Source organism: Corynebacterium casei LMG S-19264, assembly GCF_000550785.1.
Taxonomy (GTDB): Bacteria; Actinomycetota; Actinomycetes; order Mycobacteriales; family Mycobacteriaceae; genus Corynebacterium; species Corynebacterium casei.
The window spans coordinates 1,619,621-1,641,590 of sequence record NZ_CP004350.1 but is presented as its reverse complement, the minus strand read 5'-3'; the positions used below and the strand labels follow the sequence as shown (position 1 = coordinate 1,641,590).

The window sequence follows — 21,970 nt, the reverse complement described above, 5'->3', positions numbered from 1 at the left end:
CCGCTTAGTCTAGGATTGGTGGACGTTAAGCTAACTTATTTTTCCGGTGCCGGTCAACGGTAAGTGCTGCCGCACTTTAGCGCCAGAACAACGGCCTCTGGGCCCGTTGTTCTCGGGCCTGTGACACCGACTATCCCAACGCAAGAAGGAACCAGTGACTTCATCTCTTGAGGCTTCAAAGCGCCTTTTTACTAGTGAATCCGTAACCGAGGGCCACCCAGATAAAATCTGCGACGCCATTTCAGACACCATTTTGGATGCGCTATTAGCCAAAGACCCACATGCCCGTGTCGCCGTGGAAACCATGGTGACCACCGGTCAGGTGCACGTGGTGGGTGAAGTCAGCACCTCCGGTTATGTGGAAATTCCAGCGCTGGTTCGTAACACCTTGACTGAGATTGGATTTATTTCCTCAGACGTTGGATTCGACGGCACCACCTGTGGCGTCAACGTTTCCATTGGTGAGCAGTCCCGTGAGATCGGCGATGGCGTGACCACCTCGTCTGAGGCGCGTGCTGGTGGGGACTTGGATGAGCACGACATGGCTGGCGCTGGTGACCAGGGCTTAATGTTTGGCTACGCGTCGAATGAGACCGATGAGTACATGCCGCTGCCCATCGCGGTGGCACACCGCCTGTCACGTCGTCTGACCGAGGTACGTAAGGACGATATCGTTCCGCACCTGCGCCCGGACGGCAAGACCCAGGTGACCTTTGCTTATGACGGTGACACCCCGGTCAACTTGGACACCGTGGTTATCTCCACGCAGCATGATCCTGAGGTCACTCAGGAATGGTTGGCGCAGCAGCTGCGCGAGCACGTCGTGGAGTGGGTTATCAAGGATGCGGGTCTAGAGAAGTTCTACAACGAAGAGACCACCTTGTTGGTTAATCCTTCCGGCTCCTTTATCCTCGGCGGTCCAATGGGTGATGCCGGGCTGACCGGCCGCAAGATCATCGTTGATACTTACGGCGGCATGGCACGTCACGGCGGCGGTGCCTTCTCCGGCAAGGATCCATCAAAAGTGGATCGCTCAGCGGCTTACGCGATGCGCTGGGTTGCTAAGACCATCGTTGCGGCAGGTCTGGCAGACCGCGCTGAGGTACAGGTTGCCTACGCCATCGGCCGTGCAACCCCCGTGGGCCTTTATGTTGAGACCTTCGGCACCGCAAAGCACGGGCTTGATGATGCCACCATCCAGGCTGGCGTGTCACAGGTCTTTGACCTGCGTCCAGCGGCAATTATCAAGGACTTGGACTTGCTTCGTCCTATCTACCGTCAAACCGCGGCCTATGGCCACTTCGGTCGCACCGACCTGGATTTGCCGTGGGAGTCGCTAGACCGTGTGGACGTGCTTCGTGCTGCAGTCGGGCTTTAAGTAGAATGAGCACTTATGCCTAAAAAGACACCCGCCTCCGTTAAACCGGTTGTGCGGGTGTTGCCTTTATTGGGGGTCTCTCACCTGGATCGGCCGTTTGATTACCTAGTCACAGAAGAAGAGTCGGAGGCAGCACAGCCGGGGGTTCGAGTACGCATTAGGTTCAATGGCAGGCTTGTCGATGCCCTCTTGATGCAGCGTCTTTCTGAGTCAGACTTTGACGGCAAGTTGGCCTATATTGACCGCGTGATTTCACCTTTTCAGGTGTATCCGCAGCAGTTGTCCACTCTGGTGGACGCGCTGGCTAATCGCTATGGCGGCAACCGCTCAGACATTATTCGCTTCGCTATTCCGCCGCGGCATGCAAAGGCAGAAGAAGCTGACTTGGATACTTCCTTTGAGGATCTGGGGGAGATTACTGAGCCTGACCTGTCACCGTTTTCTGCTTACCAGCATGGTGAATCCTTCGTGGATTTCGTGCTCGCCGGCAACACTGCGCGTGCGGCGTGGCAGGTAGCGCCGGGTGATGACTGGGCGGCAGCGATCGCAGCCCTTGGCACCAAGGTTGCTCTCGATGGTCGCGGCGTGCTAGTCGTGGTTCCTGACCAGTCTGATGTGGACATGGTCGAGGCAGCATTTCGCAAGTATGTCTCCGCTAAACAAGTCACAGTGCTCAATGTCTCCCAAGGCCCGCAGGCACGCTACCGCCGTTACCTCTCAGTGCTCGTCGGACAGGCGCGCATCGTGGTGGGCACCAAGTCCGCGGCGTTCGCTCCAGTAAAAGACCTCGGCCTGGCGGTTATCTTCAATGACGGTGATGACAACCTCGTCGAGCGCAGCGCGCCCTATGTGCACAGCAGGGAAGTGCTGACCACGCGGAGTGCGCAGGAGAACTGCTCATTGCTCATCGTCGGGCATTCGCGCACCGCGGAGACCCAACTGTTAGTCAGCTCCGGATGGGCACATGATTTGGTCGCTGCTGAGTCCACGTTGCGCACCCGTATGCCAGCGATGATTGCGGTGGGGCCCTATGGTTTGAATTTCTCCCGCAATATTGCTGCAGGATCTCGACCCGCACAGCGTGGAGCATCGACAAGCTCTGCCAGTGCGGCGCAACCTGGCGCTGGCACAACGTCATTGGATGGCCGGGCCTATCAAGCCGCAAAATCCGCGCTTGATCGCGGTGAACCAGTACTAGTGCAATCACCACGTAAGGGCTATGTTCCTACTCTTGCCTGCGCGAAGTGTTTTACCCGCGCCCGCTGCCGCCACTGCAACGGCCCGCTAACTCTGCCACATTCCCAAGAGCAGGCAGCAACGCCAAGTTGTGCCTGGTGCGGCAAGATGGAGCCACGTTTCAAATGCACAGAGTGCGGCTCCAACCGGCTGCGCGCCGTGGTCTTGGGCTCTGAACGCACGGCAGAAGAACTCGGACGTGTGTTTCCCAATACGCGGATCATTGTCTCCGGCGGCAACAAGGTAGTTGAAGAAATCCCGCACGCACCCGCTTTGGTGGTGGCAACCCCAGGCGCGGAACCCCGCGTCGTGGCATGCAAGGTAACCGAGGCAACTGCCGATGGCGAAACGCCTTATTACGGCGCGGCATTGTTGCTGGGCGCCGGTGCCTTGCTCAATAGGCAAGACCTGCGTGCCGGCGAGGACGCCATGGCCAAATGGATGGCTGCTGCCACCATGGTTGCTCCGGCGGCTAAAGGCGGTGCCGTGGTGATCTCAGCAAACCCTGGTGTGCCCGTGATTGATGCCTTCTTGGCCTGGGACGTGGTGGGCTTTGCCCGACATGAGCTCAACTCCCGCCGCGAAGTCCGATTCCCACCGGCAGTGCACATGGCTGCCATCGACGGTGCTGATGCTGCATTGGACGATTTTCTCGATGTAGCAAAGCTGCCAGAGCATGCGGAGATTTTAGGCCCCGTCCCGCTGCCGGAGAACCTATCTTTGCCCGGGGAATATGACACCAAACGATTTGGCGCGGCACAGCGCCTTCTCATTCGCACCCCATTGGGCCCGCGTTCAGAGCTGGGTATTGCCCTGCGCGCGGCAAACGCCAACCGCAGTGCGCGCAAAGATGATCTGCCATTGCGCATCCAAGTTGATCCAATCAATATTGGTTAAGCACAGCTGCTAGCCACCGTGCTTAACCAATGTCTTCAACCATTGCGGAACCCAGCGTGTCTGCGCGAAGCAATATTCACTATGGTTGGTAGGAAAGTGAAACAGCTACAAGCCCTAGGCTTAGCAGCTCCACCGTTTGTTAGAAAGTGCGAAGAACCTTGACCATCAAAGCTATCCGTATGTACGGCGACCCAGTATTGACCACTCGCGCCACCGAAATCACCGAGTTTGATGAATCCCTAGAAGAACTGGCCTTTGACATGCTTGAAACCATGGATGATGCCGGGGGAGTAGGCCTTGCTGCCAACCAGATTGGTCTGCTTAAGCGCATCTTCGTCTATGACTGCTCCCATACTGAAACCGGTATGCGCGGGGCGATTATCAATCCTGTGTGGGAAGCCATTGGCGAAGAAACCCAGACGGGTATTGAGGGCTGTTTGTCCATCCCGGATATCTCCACGCCAACTACTCGCTATGAAACTGTGCGGGTCTCAGGTCAAGACGTGCAGGGCAATCCCATTGGCATGGTGCTCTCTGGACTGATGGCACGGTGTTTTCAGCACGAAACTGACCACTTGGATGGCGTGTTGTTCTTGCAGCGCCTGGATTCAGAATCACGCAAAGAAGCGATGGCCACTATCCGCAACTCTGACTGGTTCAACAAGTAGAAAGCGACCTCAAAATGAAGCTAGTATTCGCCGGAACACCCGAACCAGCGGTCCCCGCGCTAGAAGCACTCATTGCCTCCGACCATGAAGTCGTGGCGGTTATCACCCGCCCCGATGCGCGCAAGGGACGCGGGCGCAAAATGGTGCCAAGCCCCGTCAAAGAAGTAGCACTGGAGCATGGAATTGAGGTGCTGACCCCAACCACGCTCAAAGCGGATACCGAAGACGGTGACTCCATTCGGGCACGCCTTCGAGAGCTAGCTCCTGACGCCATCCCGGTGGTCGCTTATGGCAACCTAGTGCCGAAGGACCTGCTGGATATCGCACAGCACGGCTGGGTGAATCTGCACTTTTCGCTGCTTCCCGCATGGCGCGGCGCAGCGCCGGTGCAGGCATCAATCAACGCGGGCGATGACATCACGGGTGCTACTACCTTCCAGATTGAAGAAGGACTGGATACCGGTCCGATTCTGGGCACCATGACGGAGACCATCCAGACGGTGGATACTTCCGGTGACCTGCTTGAGCGCCTGTCCAAGTCTGGCGCGCACTTGCTGGTGGCCACGATGGATGGTCTTGAAAGCGGTGAGATTGTGCCGCAGCCGCAGCAGGGTGAGCCAACCTACGCGTCGAAGATTTCCACGGAAGATGCGCGTATCGTCTGGACTCAGCCTGACTTTGCCGTTGACCGCCACGTGCGTGCGCACTCACCATTCCCAGGTGCGTGGGCTATGCACGGCGAAGACCGCATGAAGATAGGTAAAATAACGCCACTGCATGCCAGCTCCGAAGTACTCGGCGAGCTGCCGAAGCTGCAACCGGGCCAAGTTCACATCACGAAGAAGGCTGTTTACATCGGTACTGCCACGCACCCAGTGCGGATTGACGAACTGCAGCCAGTGGGTAAGAAGATGATGAACGCGGCCGACTGGGGCCGTGGATTTAGTGCAAACAGCAACGATGATGAGGTGTTCTTTTCATGAGTGGTGGATTTAGGTCCCGTTCCAAATCTGGTGGTTCCTCATCAGACCGCACCCCGCAGGGTGGCAAGACGCAGTCCACCCCAAATAACCACCCCGGTGAAAATTCTCGCGGTGACCAACGTGGCGGTGCACGCGGCGGACAGTCCGGACGCAATGGCGCTCACGGCGGCCAGGGTGGTCGTGGCCGGCAGGACGGCCGCGGCAATCAGGGCAACCCGGGTGGGCAGCGCCGGCAGTATGAGCGCCATGATCGCAATCGTGCGCATCAGCCAGCGGACTTTATCCGCAATGCTCGCCAGGTGGGCGTGGACCTGCCGCGCGCGGTGGTCTTCGAAACGCTGCTGCGTGTCCACAAGGATGATGCTTTCGCCAACCTGACATTGCCTAAGGCGCTTCGCGTGAACAATCTGGAAGGCCGAGATGCAGCGTTTGCTACTGAGCTGACCTATGGCACATTGCGTGCCGAGGGCGTGCTGGACGCGATCATCGCTAAGTGTTCTTCCCGCGAGCTGGACACACTTGCCGTTGAGGTGCTTGATGCGCTGCGTTTGGGCACCTACCAGCTCATCTACACTCGCGTCGAGCCACATGCGGCGGTAGACACTACCGTCCGCCTTGTTGAGGCAGCTGGCCATGAGAAGGCGAAGGGCTTTGCCAACGGCATCATGCGCACCATTACCAGAACCCGTCCTGATCAGTGGCTGGAGCAGCTGACTCCCGCCGGTGAGATTGAGGCGGTTGCTTTCCGTCACGCGCACCCAACGTGGATTGCGCAATCTTTCTCCCGCGTCGTTGGACTCGGCGAGTTGGAGGAGGCTTTGGAAGGCGATTCCCAGCGCCCAATCGTGCACCTTGTGGCACGTCCAGGTGAGATCACCGCGGAAGAACTAGCGCTGATGACCGGCTATGACGAGGGAAAGTATTCGCCTTATGCGGTCTACATGGAAGCTGGCGATCCAGGCGATCTGGAGCCGGTGCAGCAAGGTCTTGCGGCCGTCCAAGATGAAGGATCGCAGTTGATTGCCCGCGCGGTCTCCGAGGCGCCGGTTGAGGGCAAGGACAATGGCCGCTGGTTGGACCTGTGCGCTGGTCCTGGCGGCAAGGCTGCGCTCATGGGCTCTTTGGCGCGCATGGATGGTGCAACCGTTGATGCGGTGGAGGTCTCCGAGCACCGCGCGCAGTTAGTGGAAAAGACAGTGGGAGATTTGCCGGTCCGGGTCCATGTGGCCGATGGCCGCAAGCCAGGCTTGGAGCCAGGTTATGATCGCATTCTTGTCGATGCCCCGTGTTCCGGCCTTGGCGCCTTGCGTCGTCGCCCTGAGGCGCGCTGGCGCAAGGCTGAGTCTGATATCGCAGAGCTGTCGATTTTGCAGTTCGAGCTGTTGGAATCCGCAGTCAAGCTTCTTCGCCCAGGCGGCGTCATCGTATACTCGACCTGTTCGCCTGATCTACGCGAAACCCGCAGCATCGTGGACCGTGCAGTCAAGGAATTAGGCGTGGAAGAAGACAACGCGCATGACTTGATTCCTGACATGGGCGATGTGGGAGACCATAAGTCTGTGCAAATGTGGCCGCACCGCCACGGCACGGACGCAATGTTTTTCGCCGTGCTCCGCAAGAAGTCCTAAGATGGGGAGCATGACTTCCAGCTCTTTTAACGCACCAATTATTTCTCCTTCTATCCTCGCCGCCGATTTCGTGCGCTTGGGGGAGGAGGTGCAATCTGTGTCCAACGCTGACTGGATTCACGTCGACATTATGGATGGACACTTCGTTCCCAATCTGTCTTTTGGGCCAGATATCACCGCCGTGGTTGATGGCATCACGGATCAGGTCCTGGATGTACACCTCATGATTGAAGAGCCAGAAAAGTGGGTAGAGACCTACGCGAAGGCCGGCGCGGATTGCATTATCTTCCATGTGGAAGCCGTAGAAGATGAGCAGGCAGCGCTGGACTTGGCGCAAAAGATCCGTGACCTGGGCGTGCGCGCAGGCTTTTCCATCAAGCCGAACACTCCGATCGAGCCTTGGCTGGACAAGCTCTCACACTTTGACCTCGCACTGGTCATGAGCGTGGAGCCAGGCTTTGGCGGGCAGAAGTTCATGCCCGAAATGTTGGATAAGGTGCGCAAGCTGCGCGCAGCTATTGATGAACAGCAGTTGGAAACCATCATCGAGATTGATGGGGGAATCTCTGCTGAGACCATTCGCGAAAGTGCCGAAGCAGGCTGTGATGCCTTTGTGGCTGGTTCTGCCATTTTCAAAAAGGACGACAAGGCAGCTGAAGTAGACAACCTTCGCCAGCTGGCCACGCTTTAATCAGGAAGAATTAAGCAGTTATGGACACACGACCGGAAAAAGCGCCTTCGGCGATCATTGATGAGGCGTTACGCAAGGCCATGTCTGCAGGATGGGAAGTGCGCGGCACCACCAGTCCGAACCCGCCGGTAGGCGCAGTTATTGTCTCCACCTCCGGTGAAATTGTTGGCACTGGCGCTACTCAGCCGGTCGGCGGTGCGCACGCTGAAGTGCAGGCGCTAGCCGATGCCGCAGGGAACACTGAGGGCGCCACCGCGGTGGTGACCTTGGAGCCTTGTAATCACACCGGCCGCACTGGCCCGTGCACATCCGCTTTGATTGAAGCGGGAATCAAGGAAGTCTTTTACCTGCACAGTGACCCCAATCCGGATGCTGCCGGCGGTGCCGAAGAGCTGCGTGAGGCGGGTATTTCCGTTTCTCAGCTCCATACCCCACAGGGCGAGCCTGATGCCTTGTTACCGTGGCTGAAATCCGTACAACTTGGTCGCCCGCATGTGACCTTGAAGTTCGCGCAGACCATTGACGGTTTCACCGCGGCTTCTGATGGGACCAGCCAATGGATTACCGGAGATATAGCGCGCAACCACGTCCACGAGGACCGCGAACACCGCGATGCCATCATCGTCGGTACCGGTACCGCATTGACCGATAATCCCTCGCTGACCGCCCGCAACTCGGACGGAACTCAACGGGAAAATCAGCCGCGCCGCGTGGTCATCGGCAGGCGAAGCCTCGCCGACGTTGGTGAGAATGCCTCCAACCTCAACTCCCTGGGCTTTGAACAGTACGCCAACATTGACGTAGCCATGGAAGAACTCTTCGCCAGCGGTGCCCGCGACGTGCTGGTCGAAGGTGGCTCTGGCCTTGCCTCCGGATTCATGAATGCCGGCCTCGTGGACTGGGTGCAGGTCTATCAAGCCCCAATCCTGTTGGGCGAGGGAATATCGGTGCTTGCGCATCCGTTGGCTAATACATTGAAGGATGCCGTGCGTTTTTCTCGCGGCCAGGTGATTGCTCTGGGAGATGACCTGCTCATCAACTATGTCAAGACCCCTGATAGTTCCTAAATAATTCCTAGCAGCATCAACACATTAAAGATTTAAAGGAGATTGGATTGTTTACAGGGCTCGTTGAAGAAAAGGGCAAGGTCGTTGAATTGCAGGAGCTCGGTGACTCCATTCGCATGAGCATCGATGCGCCAGTAGTGACTTCTGATGCCAAGCTCGGCGACTCCATCTCCGTCAACGGCGTGTGCTTGACTGTCGCGGAGCTTAATGATTCCACGTTCATCGCCGACATCATGCAAGAGTCCTTGACCCGTTCTGCGCTGGGACAGCTTGCAGCCGGCAGCACAGTGAACTTAGAGCGTGCGTTGCTGCCCACCACGCGCCTGGGCGGACACATCGTGCAAGGCCACGTCGATGGCACGGCGAAGCTAATTTCCCGTACCCCGTCGGAGCATTGGGAAGTCCTGCGCTTCGAACTGCCGCACGAGCTTGCGCACTACGTGGTGGAAAAGGGCTCCATCGCTATTAGTGGTACCTCCTTGACCGTATCTTCCATCGGTGCCGACTGGTTTGAGGTTTCTCTCATCCCGGTCACCTTGCGGGATACGATTCTGGGAGAACTGCAGGTAGATTCCTTGGTAAACCTCGAGGTAGACGTGCTGGCAAAGTATGTTGAAAAGATGGTTAGCCCCCAACACAATGTGGCAGAGGATAGAGACTAAGCTAGAAACTTATGAGCGCACCTGGTAATAATGCAGTTCGTCTGGACTCTGTCGAAAACGCAATTGCTGATATCGCCGCCGGCAAGGCGGTAGTTGTTGTTGACAACGAGGACCGTGAGAATGAAGGCGACCTCATCTTCGCAGCTGAGCTGGCAACCCCCGAGCTAGTAGCTTTCATGGTGCGGTATTCCTCCGGTTATATCTGCGTACCTCTGCTCCCGGAGGACTGCAAGCGCCTGAACCTGCCACCCATGATGGGCAAAAACGAAGACGTTCGCGGTACTGCGTATACCGTGACCGTTGATGCAGCGACCGGTTCCACCGGTATTTCTGCCACCAGCCGCGCGGAAACCATGCTGCGTCTAGCTGACCCACTCTCTACCGCGGATGGTTTCACCCGCCCCGGTCACGTCGTGCCCTTGGCAGCGCGTCCTAACGGCGTTTTAGAGCGTGACGGTCACACTGAGGCAGCCATCGATTTGGCTCGTCTTGCTGGCCTGCGCCCAGCTGGCGTGTTGTGCGAGATTGTGTCCGAAGAGGACCCAACTGATATGGCGCGCTACCCAGAACTGCGTCGCTTCGCTGATGATCATGATCTGAAGATGATCTCCATTGAGCAGCTCATTGAATGGCGCCGCCACAATGAAACCCAGGTTCGCCGCATCGTGGAAACCCGTTTGCCCACCGACTTCGGCCCGTTTACGTCACTGGGATACAAGCACGATATCGACGGCCAAGAGCACATCGCTCTCATCGTTGGTGACGTTGAGGACCTCAACGGCGCAACTGAGGTTTTGGTTCGCGTGCATTCTGAGTGCCTCACCGGCGACGTATTCCACTCCCGCCGCTGCGACTGTGGCCAGCAGCTGCATGAATCCATGCGCAAGGTCCAAGAAGCAGGCAAGGGCATCATTATCTACCTGCGTGGCCATGAAGGCCGCGGAATTGGCCTGCTGGCAAAGCTAGCGGCATACCGCTTGCAAGATTCTGGCCTGGATACTGTCGATGCCAACCTGGAGCAGGGCCTGCCGGAAGATGCCCGTGAGTATTCCGTTGCGGGACAGATTCTTCGCGATTTGGGAGTAAAGTCCGCAAACTTGCTGACCAATAATCCACATAAGGATGAAGGGCTGCGCGGTTTCGGCGTTGATGCTTCCAATCACACTTCAATTGAAGTTGAACCAAACGAAGATAATATTGATTACCTGCGCACTAAGCGTGATCGCATGAACCACGTGTTGCCACAGGTAGCGCGCTGGGACGCAGAGCACCAGGGCAAATAAGTACTAACCAGACAGCTGAAGAAGGCAAGGGCATGAGCAAAGAAGGACTTCCAGAAGTAGCGGCAATTGATGCCACCGGAATCTCCGTAGCAGTCATCACCGCTACCTGGAATGCAGATATCTGTGACCGTCTCCATGAGCGTGCTCTTGCTGAAGCAGAACGCTTGGGAGCAACAGCTGATGGCTTCCGCGTTGTCGGAGCTTTGGAGATTCCGGTCGCGGTTCGAGAAGCAGCCCGTCATTATGATGCCGTTGTGGCATTGGGCTGCGTTATCCGCGGTGGAACCCCTCACTTCGATTATGTTTGTGACTCTGTTACCCAAGGTCTGACTCGAATCGCGCTGGATTCGTCCAAGCCGATTGCCAATGGCGTGCTGACTGTAAATACCCATGACCAGGCAGTGGACCGCTCTGGAGCACCGGGCGCCGCCGAAGACAAAGGAGTCGAGGCTATGGCAGCGGCTTTAGATACTGTGCTCCAACTGCGTAATATTAAAGAACGTGCATCCAAGCGCGGACTGTAGGAGATGACTTAACCCATGACTGACTCAACGGCTGGTGCCAACACCTCCGGAAATACCGTTCCCCCAAAGCAAACGGATTTTCAAGGCGGCAACCAACCGAAGAAGAAGCTGAGCGACGAACAGATTCTGGCGTACACCACTGCCGATCCGTTCGCTATGACTTCCACCAAGCCGTGGGAATTGATCGTCAAATCACCATATCTGCGCAAGATTTCCTTGCTGTGTATCGCTATCCTCATCCCCGTACACCTGTTTATGGGCATCATGCTGGACATCGAGTTCACCGGTGCTCACATCACTTTGATTGATAAGTTCGCTTTCCCTGGCATCGGTGTCGTGCTGTCCATCCTGGCGTGGATTGTGTTTAACCGTCCGCGGCTTCGCGCAAACGCTGATGGCGTCGAGGTTCGCAATATTATTGGCACCCGCTTTTACCCATGGCAGGTCATCTACGGCTTGGCTTTCCCAGAAGGCTCCCGCATGGCGCGCATTGAGCTTCCAGACTTTGAATATGTTCCAGTCTGGGCTATTCAGTCCGGTGACAAGGAAAAGGCAATTATGTCCACCCGCCAGTTCCGCGAACTGGAAGCAAAGTACATGCCGCTGGATTAATACATCCCGCAGCTACCTCGTAGCTTCCCAATCGCTACGAGATAGCTACGAGGAGTAATCATCGTCAGCCGAAAAAAGGGGAGTAGTTTAACATGGCAGATCCAAGTACCTACCGGCCTGCCCCTGGAACTATTCCAACGGGCCCAGGCGTCTATAAGTTCCGCGATGAAAATAAACGCGTGGTGTATGTGGGCAAGGCAAAGAACCTTCGCGCACGCCTGTCCAACTACTTCCAAGAGCTCACCATGCTTCATCCGCGCACGCGGCAAATGGTGCAGACCGCAGCCAGCGTGGAATGGACCGTGGTTGCCAGTGAAGTAGAAGCACTAGCACTGGAATACACCTGGATTAAGAAGTTTGATCCGCGCTTCAACGTCAAGTACCGAGACGATAAAACCTACCCAATGCTGGCTGTTTCAGTGGGTGAGCGGATTCCGCGTGCATTCTTCTACCGGGGTCCGCGGCGCAAGGGCGTTCGGTACTTTGGCCCGTATTCTCACGCCTGGGCTGTTCGTGAAACTCTCGATCTGCTGACTCGTGTTTTCCCAATGCGCACCTGTTCCAAGGGCGTGTATAACCGCCATGAAAAGCTGGGACGTCCCTGCCTGCTGGGGTACATCGGCAAGTGTGATGCCCCATGCATCGGCCGCGTGAGCGAAGAAGAGCACCGCGAAACCGTCAACCGGCTGATCTCTTTTATGAACGGCAACACCGGCGATGTTGTACGAGCGCTGACAGCGCAGATGCAGGAAGCCTCTGAAGCTCTTGAATTTGAGCGTGCGGCACGCCTTCGTGATGACTTGGACGCTATTAACAAGATCATGGAACAGCAGGCCGTCGTCTTTGGTGATGGCACGGATGCTGACTTGATCGCCTTTCATACCGATGAGCTGGAAGCAGCCGTTCAGATCTTCCACGTCCGTGATGGCCGCATCCGTGGACAACGCGGATGGGTGGTTGAACGCGTTGGCGACCAAGCAACCCTGGAAAAGCTAGATGAAGGCACGGAGGACCCGGCGCTTCCGCTTCTAATGCAGAACTTTCTCATTCAGTTCTATGGCGACGCCGTGGAAAGGGAGAAGATTGAAGCAGAAGAAGACGCCGCATTAGAGCGCCGTGGCGTGGACCAAGAATCACGCGAAGAACCCCGGCAGGTTCGCGTCGTGCCGCGTGAAATTCTTGTGCAAGCAATGCCTGAGGAAGCAGATCAGGTCCGCGAACTGCTTCAGGAACTGCGTGGCGCGCAGGTTGATATGAGAGTTCCGCAGCGTGGTGACAAACGTGCCCTCATGGAGACCGTGGAGAAAAACGCCAAGGACTCTTTGCGTCAACACAAGCTCAAGCGGGTTGGTGACCTCACGGCTCGTTCGGCAGCGCTGCAGGATATTCAAGAAGCGCTTGGCATGGAAACCGCGCCTTTGCGCATTGAGTGTACGGATATTTCGCATATCCAAGGCACCGATGTGGTGGCATCCCTGGTGGTGTTTGAAGATGGCTTGCCGCGCAAGTCTGACTACCGCCGATACCGTATCAAGGAAGCCGCGGGCGATGGCCGCTCAGACGACGTGGGTTCGATTGCCGAGGTGACTAAGCGTCGATTCAAGCGCCACAATGAAGACAAACTGGCCAATCCTGATGAAGAAGCCGAGGACTCAACCTTCGATGATGAAAACGTCATCGAGGAGTCAACCGATGTCGCACGTAGGTTTGCTTATCCACCACAACTATTCATCGTTGATGGTGGCGCGCCCCAGGTTGCTGCTGCGCAAAAAGTGTTTGATGAACTAGGCATCGTGGATGTCACTTTAGTGGGTCTTGCCAAACGCCTAGAAGAAATCTGGGTCCCAGGCGATGATGAACCGGTTATTTTGCCCAGAAACTCTCAAGCATTGTATTTACTTCAGCAAATTCGCGATGAAGCCCACCGCTTCGCCATCACGTACCACCGCCAGCAGCGCTCCAAGCGGATGCGCGCATCGGTGCTTGATTCCATCCCGGGATTGGGCCCGACACGGCGAACCGACTTAGTCAAACACTTCGGATCCGTCAAGAAGCTCAAGGAAGCAAGCGAAGAGCAAATTGCGGAAGTCAAGGGGATCGGTCCGAAGATGGCATCGACGATCTTTGAGCATCTTCGCGCTTAGCCTTCATGAAATGATCTTTGTGAGATCGTTATCCCAACATCACTTGTTTACGCTGCCGGGATATGCCCATTCACGATAGACTGGCACGCATGACAACCACAGAGATGCCACCGATTTTGCTGACTGGAATGTCTGGTGCCGGTCTAAGCTCGGCATCAAAGGTATTGGAAGACAAGGGCTACTACGTTTCTCACAATCTTCCCCCGTTTCTCATCGCCGAGGTGTTTAAAGCGGGCCAAGAAAATGACCCACCTGTCCGCCCAATGGCGGTCGTGACCGATACGCGATCCCGCGTTTTCCCGGGATCCATCAAAGAGACCGTCGAAGATCTTGAAGCTATTGGCGTAAAGCCAAGCATCCTCTTTCTCGATGCGCGCGATGATGTATTGATACGTCGTTTTGACTCCGTGCGTCGTACCCACCCGCTGCAAAAGGGTGACACGCTGAAAATCGGGATTACCCGTGAGCGCGAAGCTATGGAGTCTGTGCGTGGGGCAGCGGATGTCATTATTGATACAACCGCACTGTCAGTTCATGACCTGCGCCGCGCTATCGAAGCTTCGTTCGGTTCGATGAGTGAAAGCGAACAGCACATTACCGTGCAGTCATTTGGTTTCAAGCACGGTTCCCCGCGCGATGCTGATTTGGTTGTGGACGTGCGCTTCCTCCCGAACCCTTACTGGGTCCCAGAGCTACGCGGATTCCGCGGTACCGATGAACCGGTGTCGGACTACGTCCTGAGCCAAGATGCCGCTGCACCTTTTATCGATAATTTTCTCGTCATGTTGGATTCGATGATGGACGGCTACCGTCATGAGGGCAAGAACTTCATCACGGTTGGTGTTGGTTGTACCGGTGGGCACCACCGCTCGGTAGCCGTTGCCGAAGAGATTGTGCGCCGTTTGCGCGACGAGCGAGAAGAGCTCGACGTCAACGTCTTGCACAGAGATATCAATCGTGATTAATTGATGCGGACAATGTACCCCTGAGAACAGCTAATGGTTCGAGACTTTCTACTACGGCGGGAGTCTTCATTGCTGAGCAAGACAAGTATCTCTCAGGTTTGTTGTATCGTGTGATAATTAATCTCTTTTTCACATTAGTTAGCAATTGCCCCACTGGTTGCACATCAGCGATGAGTAGGGCAGTGCCTTGAACCCAAGGAGTGAGTTGAGTACTTCTCCCGTCAACATTGCTTGTCTCGGCGGCGGACATGGCTTGTTCCAGACGCTTTTAGCCGCGCGTCAGTGTGATCCGGCGAATATCTCTGCCATCGTTACGGTGGCAGATGATGGTGGTTCTTCAGGCCGCTTGCGCCGTGAACTAGACATTATTCCTCCGGGTGATCTGCGAATGGCTCTTGCAGCGCTCAGTCGCAATGATGACAACGGCACTTTGTGGGCAAAGACCTTGCAGCATCGCTTTGGCGGCACTGGCGCATTGGCCGGTCACGCGGTTGGTAACTTGATGATTGCGGGCCTCGCTGAGGTGCTCGGTGATATGCAAGCGGCTTTGGATAAGGTCGCGGAACTTACTGATTCTTATGGTCGCGTTCTCCCCATGGTGAACCGTCCGCTGAGCATTGAGGCGGAAGTCGCGGGTCTTGATGATGACCCGCGCATTATTCGCTCTGTCAGGGGACAGGTAGCAGTAGCTACCACCCCGGGCCAGGTGCGCCGCGTGCATCTTAAGCCCAATGATCCGCAGGCTAACCCACGTGCGCTGCAGGCTATTAATGAATCTGACATCATCACCATTGGCCCCGGCTCCTGGTTCTCTTCAGTGTTGCCGCACATGCTGGTCCCACAGATTGTGGATGCAATTTCTCGATCGAAGGCTCTGCGCGTTCTGGTTCTCAACCTGTCGGTCGAACCAGGGGAGACAAGTGGTTTCTCCGTTGAGCGCCACCTGCACGTCTTGGCACAGCACGCGCCAAAGCTTCAGGTCGACCGCGTGGTCATCGATCGCAATTTGGACCTTGCGGGAGGTGAAAGAAGCCATGTGCAGCGTGCTTCCAAGCAGTTGGGTGCAGAAGTCGTTTTCGCAGATGTTTGCATGGTCACGGATGATGGATTAGAGCTCAACCGCCATGATCCAGCTAAGCTGGCTAGCGTCCTTGATTCTATGTACAGCGAATGGGTGGCTGCTCAAGCAACTCAGGGCACTGCGGCTCAATAAGCAGTGGTGCGCTATCGTTAAATAATTCATTAGGACGAGTAATTAAGAAGGCAGGGAGATTTCTACAGTGGCATTGACCGATGACGTCAAGAAGGAACTAACGGCGACGACGATAACCCGTCCGAGCGCCCGAGCTGCAGAGATCGCAGCTATTCTTCGCTTTGCAGGTCAACTACAAACCTCCAATGGCCAGCTCGCTTATGAAATTGAATTAGAAGACCAGGCGATCACAGATCGCTTGGTGTCCTCCATTGAAGAGATGTACGACATTAAGGTTTCAAGCCATGTCGTGGGCCCTCCAGGCTCGACCAAAAAGTCCCGCATTCAGCTGCGTATTGGTGCCGGCGCTAAGGAACTCACGCGACGCCTGGGTCTGGTCACTCGCTCCGGGCACCCAGTAGTAGGTCTGCCACCACAGGTGGTTTCCGGATCCATCGCAGATAACGAAGCTGCCTGGCGTGGTGCATTCCTAGCCGCTGGATCATTAACCGAGCCTGGTCGCTCGTCGTCACTCGAAGTTGTCTGCCCGTGCCAAGAAGCTGCCCTGGCGCTCGTTGGTTGTGCACGTCGACTTGGCATTGCCGCGAAAACGAAGGAGACACGTGGTGCCGACCGCGTGGTTATCCGTGATGGTGATGCCATCGGTGCACTTCTCACTCGAATGGGCGCGCAAGTAACCCGTCTGACGTGGGAAGACAAGCGCAAGCGCCGTGAGGTTAGGGCATCTGAGAACCGGTTGGTCAACTTCGATGACGCTAACCTGCGCCGCAGCGCCCGTGCTGCCGTGACCGCGGCCGCGAGAGTAGAGCGCGCCATGGAAATCTTGGGCGATGACGTACCGGAGCATCTGGCCGATGCTGGTACCCTGCGCGTGCAGCATCGACAAGCATCGCTCGAAGAGCTTGGCCGACTTGCAGAGCCGCAGATGACCAAGGATGCCGTGGCAGGTCGTATCCGTCGCTTGCTTTCAATGGCGGACCGTCGTGCGCAGGAGTTGGGTATTCCAGATACCAATGAAGCCACGAATGATTTAGCGTACGAAGAAGAAGAAGACGAGTAGATCCGATCGAACTACTTTTATCGCCCTCACAGACCTCACTGTGGGGGCCTATTTGTGCGTAATGCAGCTCACTTTTATTCAATGTGATCCAAATAACATTCAAGTTCACGATCAAACGGGCATGATCGGACACGAGTGTGTTGACCTCGGAGAATATGGGTTTCGGGACTGGACAACCTCGCCCGTTTCGATTGCAAAATGTCCGATAATTCGAAGAAAATGTGGGTTTGCCTTTTTGTTTCTGCGCAGTGTAGGCAACCTCGGTATTATCGGCATTGTCGGAGAAACATCAAGTAGGAATTTATAGACGTTTACTCCCAGGCAAAAGCTTTTGTCGTACTCCGCTTCCCAACTTTTTAGGAGACAACTACCGTGACCACCCGCATTGGTATTAATGGATTCGGCCGAATTGGCCGCAACTTGTTCCGCGCAATCGCACAGGGCAACACCGACTTGGAAGTTGTTGCACTCAACGACCTGACCGATAACGCAACCTTGGCAAACCTCCTGAAGTACGACTCCGTCTTGGGTCGCTACGATGGTGAAATTGAGTATGACGACACCGCGATCATCGTGAACGGTAAGCGCATTGCTGTCTACGAGGAGCCAGATCCAAAGAACCTCAAGTGGGCAGAGAACGAAGTTGACATCGTGATTGAGTCCACCGGCCGCTTCACCGACGGCGAGGCTGCGAAGGCTCACATCGAGGCAGGCGCAAGGAAGGTTATCATCTCCGCGCCAGCGAAGAACGTTGACGCAACCTTCGTTTACGGCGTTAACTCCGATACCTATGATGCGGAGAACCACAACATCATCTCCGCAGCTTCGTGCACCACTAACTGCTTGGCACCAATGGCAAAGGTTCTGCACGAGAAGTTCGGTATCGAAAAGGGCCTGATGACCACCGTTCACGCTTACACCGGTGACCAGCGCCTGCAGGACGCTCCTCACAAGGATATGCGTCGCGCACGTGCAGCAGCGGTCAACATGGTTCCAACCTCCACCGGTGCAGCTAAGGCTGTTGCACTGGTTCTGCCAGAGCTCGAGGGCAAGCTTGATGGCTACGCAATGCGAGTTCCAACCATCACCGGCTCCGCAACCGACCTGACCTTCACCGCTTCCCGCGACGTCACCGTTGAAGAGATCAACGCGGCTATCAAGGAAGCAGCAACCGGCGAGTTCGGTGAGACTTTGGCTTACACCGAGGACCCAATTGTATCCACCGACATCATCTCTGACTCCCACGGCTGCATCTTCGACGCTGGTATGACCAAGGTCACCGGCGGCAACATGGTCAAGGTTCTGGGCTGGTACGACAACGAGTGGGGCTACACCTCCCAGCTGGTTCGCACCACCGCTCAGGTAGCTGCCGCGCTGTAAAACAGCTTTACAAAGCTGAGTGAAAATGAACAAAGCCTTACCGGCCCGCCTTTTGTGGCAGGGTCGGTATTGTTTTAGATGAAGCTTTAAAAACGACCATTTTTTGCGCGTGAAACTGCGCATTATTAAGAGGAGATGACATGGCTTTTAAGACCCTTGATGATTTGCTGGCAGAAGGCGTGGATGGACGCCACGTGCTGGTGCGCTCAGACTTCAATGTTCCACTGGATGATGAAGGCAATATCACCGACCCAGGACGCATTAACGCATCCCTGCCAACTATCAAGGCTTTGGTTGAGGGCGGAGCGAAGGTTATCTTGAGCGCTCACTTGGGCCGACCAAAGGGCGAAGTCAATACCAAGTACTCTTTGGCGCCAGTCGCTGAGGCATTGAGCGAAGCACTTGAGCAGTATGTTGCGCTCGCCGGCGATGTCACTGGAGAAGATGCTCATGAGCGTGCAAATGGCTTGAGCGAAGGTGACGTATTGCTCATCGAGAACGTGCGCTTTGACGCACGTGAGACCTCCAAGGACGAGGCAGAACGTGCAGCATTCGCGGAAGAGCTAGCCGCATTGGCTGCCGATGACGGCGCGTTCGTCTCCGACGGCTTCGGCGTTGTTCACCGCGCGCAGGCATCTGTCTACGACGTAGCGAAGAAGCTGCCTGCTTATGCCGGCAAGCTGGTTCAAGCCGAGCTTGACGTGCTGTCCACCGTGGCTAAAGAGCCAGCACATCCGTACGTAGTTGTTCTGGGTGGCGCGAAGGTCTCTGACAAGCTTGGCGTGATTGAAGCTTTGGCGCAAAAGGCTGACAAGGTCATCATCGGTGGCGGCATGTGCTACACCATGCTGGCGGCACAAAGCTACAACGTGCAAAAGTCCCTGCTGCAGGAAGACCAGATTGACAACTGCAAGTCCCTGCTCGAGCGCTTTGGCGACAAGCTGGTTCTGCCGGTCGATCTGATTGCTGCATCCGAATTTGCTGCTGATGCAGAGAACAAGGTTGTTGAACTTGACGGCATTCCTGAGGGCTGGATGTCTTTGGATATCGGACCTAAGTCTGTTGAAGAATTCGCCAAGGTCCTGGCTGACTCCAAGACCGTGTTCTGGAATGGCCCAATGGGCGTATTCGAGATGGAGGCATTCTCCAAGGGCACCGCTGGTGTTGCGCAAGCAATCATTGATGCAACCGCAAACAACGGTTCTTTCACCGTAGTCGGTGGCGGTGACTCCGCAGCATCGGTTCGCGCACTGGGCCTGGATGAGGACGGCTTTAGCCACATCTCCACCGGTGGTGGCGCATCCCTAGAGTTCCTGGAGGGCAAGAACCTGCCAGGCGTTGAAGTCCTTGAGTCCTAATTAATTCACGAGCTTTACCCGCACTTAATTGAAAGGATGTGTGCCCCAATGGCACGTACCCCACTTATTGCCGGCAACTGGAAGATGAACCTCAACCACAAGCAGGCCATCGGCGAGCTGCAGAAGTTCTCCTTCACCCTGCCGAAGGAATACTACGAGAAGGTAGATGTTTCGTTCATGGTGCCGTTTACGGATATCCGCACCGCGCAGACCCTGGTTGAAGGTGACAAGCTGAAGATCACCTACGGCGCGCAGGACATCTCCCAGCACGAGTCCGGTGCGTACACCGGTGAGGTATCTGGCTCCATGCTGGCTGCGCTTGGCTGCACCTACGCAGTTGTTGGCCACTCTGAGCGCCGCGAGTACCACAATGAATCTGATGAGCTTGTTGCAGCAAAGGCGGCAGCCGCTATCACCAACGGTATTTCTCCAATCGTGTGCGTGGGTGAGCCACTCGAAATCCGTGAAGCAGGCACTCACGTTGATTACGTCGTGGAACAGACCCGCAATTCTTTGGCTGGCCTCGATGCCGCCGCATTGGCAAAGACTGTTATCGCTTATGAGCCAGTCTGGGCAATCGGTACCGGCAAAGTAGCATCGGCAGATGACGCGCAGGAAGTGTGCGCTGCTATCCGCGAACTAGTCAAGGAACTTGCTGGCGAGGAAGTTGCTGCCGGCATCCGCATTCTTTATGGCGGTTCCGTCAAGACTGACTCCATCGCGGAGATCGTCTCCAAGCCGGACGTAGATGGCGGCCTTGTTGGCGGTGCATCCCTGAGCGGTGAGGAGTTTGCCAAGCTGGCTGCCAACGCCGCGAACGCAAACCAGTAGGGAGAACATCGCAGAAGTTCTCCCTAACTCTGCTGGCAGTGCTCATCTGACGCAACCCGGGCTGGTTAACGGCTAATCGGGGCAGATGGTGTAGCATTGCTAGGAGCAAAGGTCTCATCATGATGTACTTTGTGCATCAACCCCCGCCTCGCACACGTTGAGAGACTCAAACGCGCACTTGGGGGGAGAATGGGACCAAGAAATCTAATATCAACACGCAAGGTAGCTAATTCATGATTTTGACTCTGCAAATCGTACTGGTCATCTCCGCAATTTTGATGACTGTGTTCGTGTTGCTTCACAAGGGCAAGGGCGGCGGCCTGTCCAGCCTCTTCGGCGGCGGCGTTCAGTCCAACCTGTCCGGTTCAACCGTTGTTGAGAAGAATCTTGACCGCTACACCATTGTCATGGTCATCATCTGGCTGGCCTGCATCATTGGCCTGAACCTTATTCAGGCATACGCTTAAACACACTGACTTAAGCCAAGCGAAACGCCCACTGGAGATTATCTTCCAGTGGGCGTTTGCTGTTGCTAAGAACTAGCCGTGGTTAGTCGCGCAATTGCGAAGCAGCGTTCTCAGCGAGGAACAAAATAGTTTCTTCGATGCCATGAGCACCGGCAGCAGGCCACTCTTCAGGATTCGCGCCAGCGGCGACGTGGCTGGCGGCCTCAGCCTTTTCTTCACCAGCAACTAAAAGCCACACGCGCTGCGACTTAGCAATTGCGCGGAGCGTCAGCGTTAGGCGCTCAGCAGGTGGCTTAGGGCTGTCATGGACAGCAACCACAATATCTTCCTGCTCCCGGACAGCGTCGGTGTGAGGGAACAGCGAGTTGATGTGGCCTTCTCCACCCATGCCGAGCAGGTGGATATCAAAGCCCTGAGGGGCGAACTCGCGCAGCTCTTCCTCATAAGCCTGGGCAGCAGAACTCATAGAAATCGCGCCTAGGTCGAAGCCGTGGATGTGGCGGTTTGGAATGCCAACGTGATCCAGCAGGGCTTCGCGTGCCTGGCCTTCATTGGAGTCAGCGTCGGTGACAGGCACATTGCGCTCATCACCAAAGAAGACGTGGATGCGCTCCCAATCAATGCGCAGGGCAGGGAAGTCCTCACCCTGTTCATCAGCAGCACGATCCAAGCGTTGCAGCTCCTTGAGAAGGCCAATACCAGCGCCACCGCCGGTGAGAACAACGCGCGCAACACCGTCGCCATGAACACCTCCGCCAGGCGATTGAGCCGCAGCGACAACGTCAATGAATTTCAACGCTGCAGTTGATATGAGGGCGTCCAAGTCGGCCACGCGATTGATAGTCACCATGACTAAGGTTATTGTCCTTTCACACGTCTGCACTTATGTGGGAATAGGGGTGCAGAAAAAGATGAGCTAAATA

The 21,970-nt window shown here is 56.0% G+C and carries 20 protein-coding genes; 19 read left to right on the top strand and 1 reads right to left on the bottom strand.

All coding sequences use genetic code 11. From position 1 onward, the window contains the following. Positions 1-154 precede the first annotated feature (154 nt). From metK to secG, 19 genes are all read left to right on the top strand, one after another. Positions 155-1,378 carry a methionine adenosyltransferase gene (metK, locus tag CCASEI_RS07550; protein WP_006821614.1) on the top strand — a complete coding sequence of 408 codons (1,224 nt, stop codon included), beginning with the start codon at positions 155-157 and terminating at the stop codon, positions 1,376-1,378. Positions 1,379-1,393: 15 nt separating this feature from the next. Next, entirely contained in the window at positions 1,394-3,511 is a 2,118-nt protein-coding gene (locus CCASEI_RS07545) for a primosomal protein N' (RefSeq protein WP_025387578.1), read from the top strand. A gap of 158 nt (positions 3,512-3,669) precedes the next feature. Further along, on the top strand, positions 3,670-4,179 hold the full coding sequence (def, locus tag CCASEI_RS07540; RefSeq protein ID WP_006821616.1) for a peptide deformylase: 510 nt from the start codon (positions 3,670-3,672) through the stop codon (positions 4,177-4,179). A gap of 14 nt (positions 4,180-4,193) precedes the next feature. Beyond that, entirely contained in the window at positions 4,194-5,162 is a 969-nt protein-coding gene (gene fmt / locus CCASEI_RS07535; protein WP_025387577.1) for a methionyl-tRNA formyltransferase, read from the top strand. After that, entirely contained in the window at positions 5,159-6,790 is a 1,632-nt protein-coding gene (locus CCASEI_RS07530) for an RsmB/NOP family class I SAM-dependent RNA methyltransferase (RefSeq protein WP_025387576.1), read from the top strand. Before fmt ends, CCASEI_RS07530 begins: the two co-directional genes overlap by 4 nt. A 10-nt stretch (positions 6,791-6,800) precedes the next feature. Beyond that, complete coding sequence (gene rpe, locus CCASEI_RS07525; RefSeq protein ID WP_006823755.1) at positions 6,801-7,481, top strand: ribulose-phosphate 3-epimerase; 681 nt, start codon at positions 6,801-6,803, stop codon at positions 7,479-7,481. 20 nt (positions 7,482-7,501) lie between these two features. Continuing rightward, a complete protein-coding gene (ribD, locus tag CCASEI_RS07520) occupies positions 7,502-8,548 on the top strand; it encodes a bifunctional diaminohydroxyphosphoribosylaminopyrimidine deaminase/5-amino-6-(5-phosphoribosylamino)uracil reductase RibD (RefSeq protein ID WP_006823754.1) in 1,047 nt (348 codons plus the stop codon). Between the two features lie 47 nt (positions 8,549-8,595). Then, positions 8,596-9,210, top strand: a complete 615-nt coding sequence (locus CCASEI_RS07515) for a riboflavin synthase (RefSeq protein WP_025387575.1) — start codon at positions 8,596-8,598, stop codon at positions 9,208-9,210. A gap of 11 nt (positions 9,211-9,221) precedes the next feature. Beyond that, positions 9,222-10,493, top strand: coding sequence for a bifunctional 3,4-dihydroxy-2-butanone-4-phosphate synthase/GTP cyclohydrolase II (locus CCASEI_RS07510; protein ID WP_025387574.1), 1,272 nt, complete (start codon positions 9,222-9,224; stop codon positions 10,491-10,493). A gap of 32 nt (positions 10,494-10,525) precedes the next feature. After that, positions 10,526-11,017, top strand: coding sequence for a 6,7-dimethyl-8-ribityllumazine synthase (gene ribH / locus CCASEI_RS07505; RefSeq protein WP_006823751.1), 492 nt, complete (start codon positions 10,526-10,528; stop codon positions 11,015-11,017). A gap of 15 nt (positions 11,018-11,032) precedes the next feature. After that, entirely contained in the window at positions 11,033-11,629 is a 597-nt protein-coding gene (locus tag CCASEI_RS07500) for a PH domain-containing protein (RefSeq protein ID WP_006823750.1), read from the top strand. Between the two features lie 92 nt (positions 11,630-11,721). After that, positions 11,722-13,773, top strand: coding sequence for an excinuclease ABC subunit UvrC (gene uvrC, locus CCASEI_RS07495; RefSeq protein WP_025387573.1), 2,052 nt, complete (start codon positions 11,722-11,724; stop codon positions 13,771-13,773). An 80-nt stretch (positions 13,774-13,853) separates the two neighbouring features. Beyond that, complete coding sequence (gene rapZ, locus CCASEI_RS07490; RefSeq protein WP_170316220.1) at positions 13,854-14,738, top strand: RNase adapter RapZ; 885 nt, start codon at positions 13,854-13,856, stop codon at positions 14,736-14,738. Positions 14,739-14,943: 205 nt separating this feature from the next. Next, entirely contained in the window at positions 14,944-15,951 is a 1,008-nt protein-coding gene (locus CCASEI_RS07485; protein ID WP_035095918.1) for a gluconeogenesis factor YvcK family protein, read from the top strand. A 67-nt stretch (positions 15,952-16,018) separates the two neighbouring features. Next, entirely contained in the window at positions 16,019-17,011 is a 993-nt protein-coding gene (whiA, locus tag CCASEI_RS07480; protein ID WP_025387571.1) for a DNA-binding protein WhiA, read from the top strand. Between the two features lie 372 nt (positions 17,012-17,383). Next, positions 17,384-18,391 (top strand): type I glyceraldehyde-3-phosphate dehydrogenase, encoded by a 1,008-nt coding sequence (gap, locus tag CCASEI_RS07475; RefSeq protein WP_006823745.1) that lies wholly within the window; start codon positions 17,384-17,386, stop codon positions 18,389-18,391. Positions 18,392-18,531: 140 nt separating this feature from the next. Next, positions 18,532-19,749: a phosphoglycerate kinase gene (locus tag CCASEI_RS15350; protein WP_006823744.1), complete on the top strand. Its 1,218-nt coding sequence runs from the start codon at positions 18,532-18,534 to the stop codon at positions 19,747-19,749. A 48-nt stretch (positions 19,750-19,797) separates the two neighbouring features. Continuing rightward, positions 19,798-20,580 carry a triose-phosphate isomerase gene (tpiA, locus tag CCASEI_RS15345; protein ID WP_025387570.1) on the top strand — a complete coding sequence of 261 codons (783 nt, stop codon included), beginning with the start codon at positions 19,798-19,800 and terminating at the stop codon, positions 20,578-20,580. Between the two features lie 233 nt (positions 20,581-20,813). Beyond that, the gene (secG, locus tag CCASEI_RS07460; protein WP_006823742.1) at positions 20,814-21,047 is read left to right on the top strand and encodes a preprotein translocase subunit SecG; all 234 of its coding nucleotides are present in this window, start codon (positions 20,814-20,816) and stop codon (positions 21,045-21,047) included. A gap of 82 nt (positions 21,048-21,129) precedes the next feature. On the opposite strand, the gene pgl is transcribed toward secG, so the two are convergent. Then, on the bottom strand, positions 21,130-21,897 hold the full coding sequence (gene pgl / locus CCASEI_RS07455) for a 6-phosphogluconolactonase (protein ID WP_006823741.1): 768 nt from the start codon (positions 21,895-21,897) through the stop codon (positions 21,130-21,132). Positions 21,898-21,970: the final 73 nt, after the last annotated feature.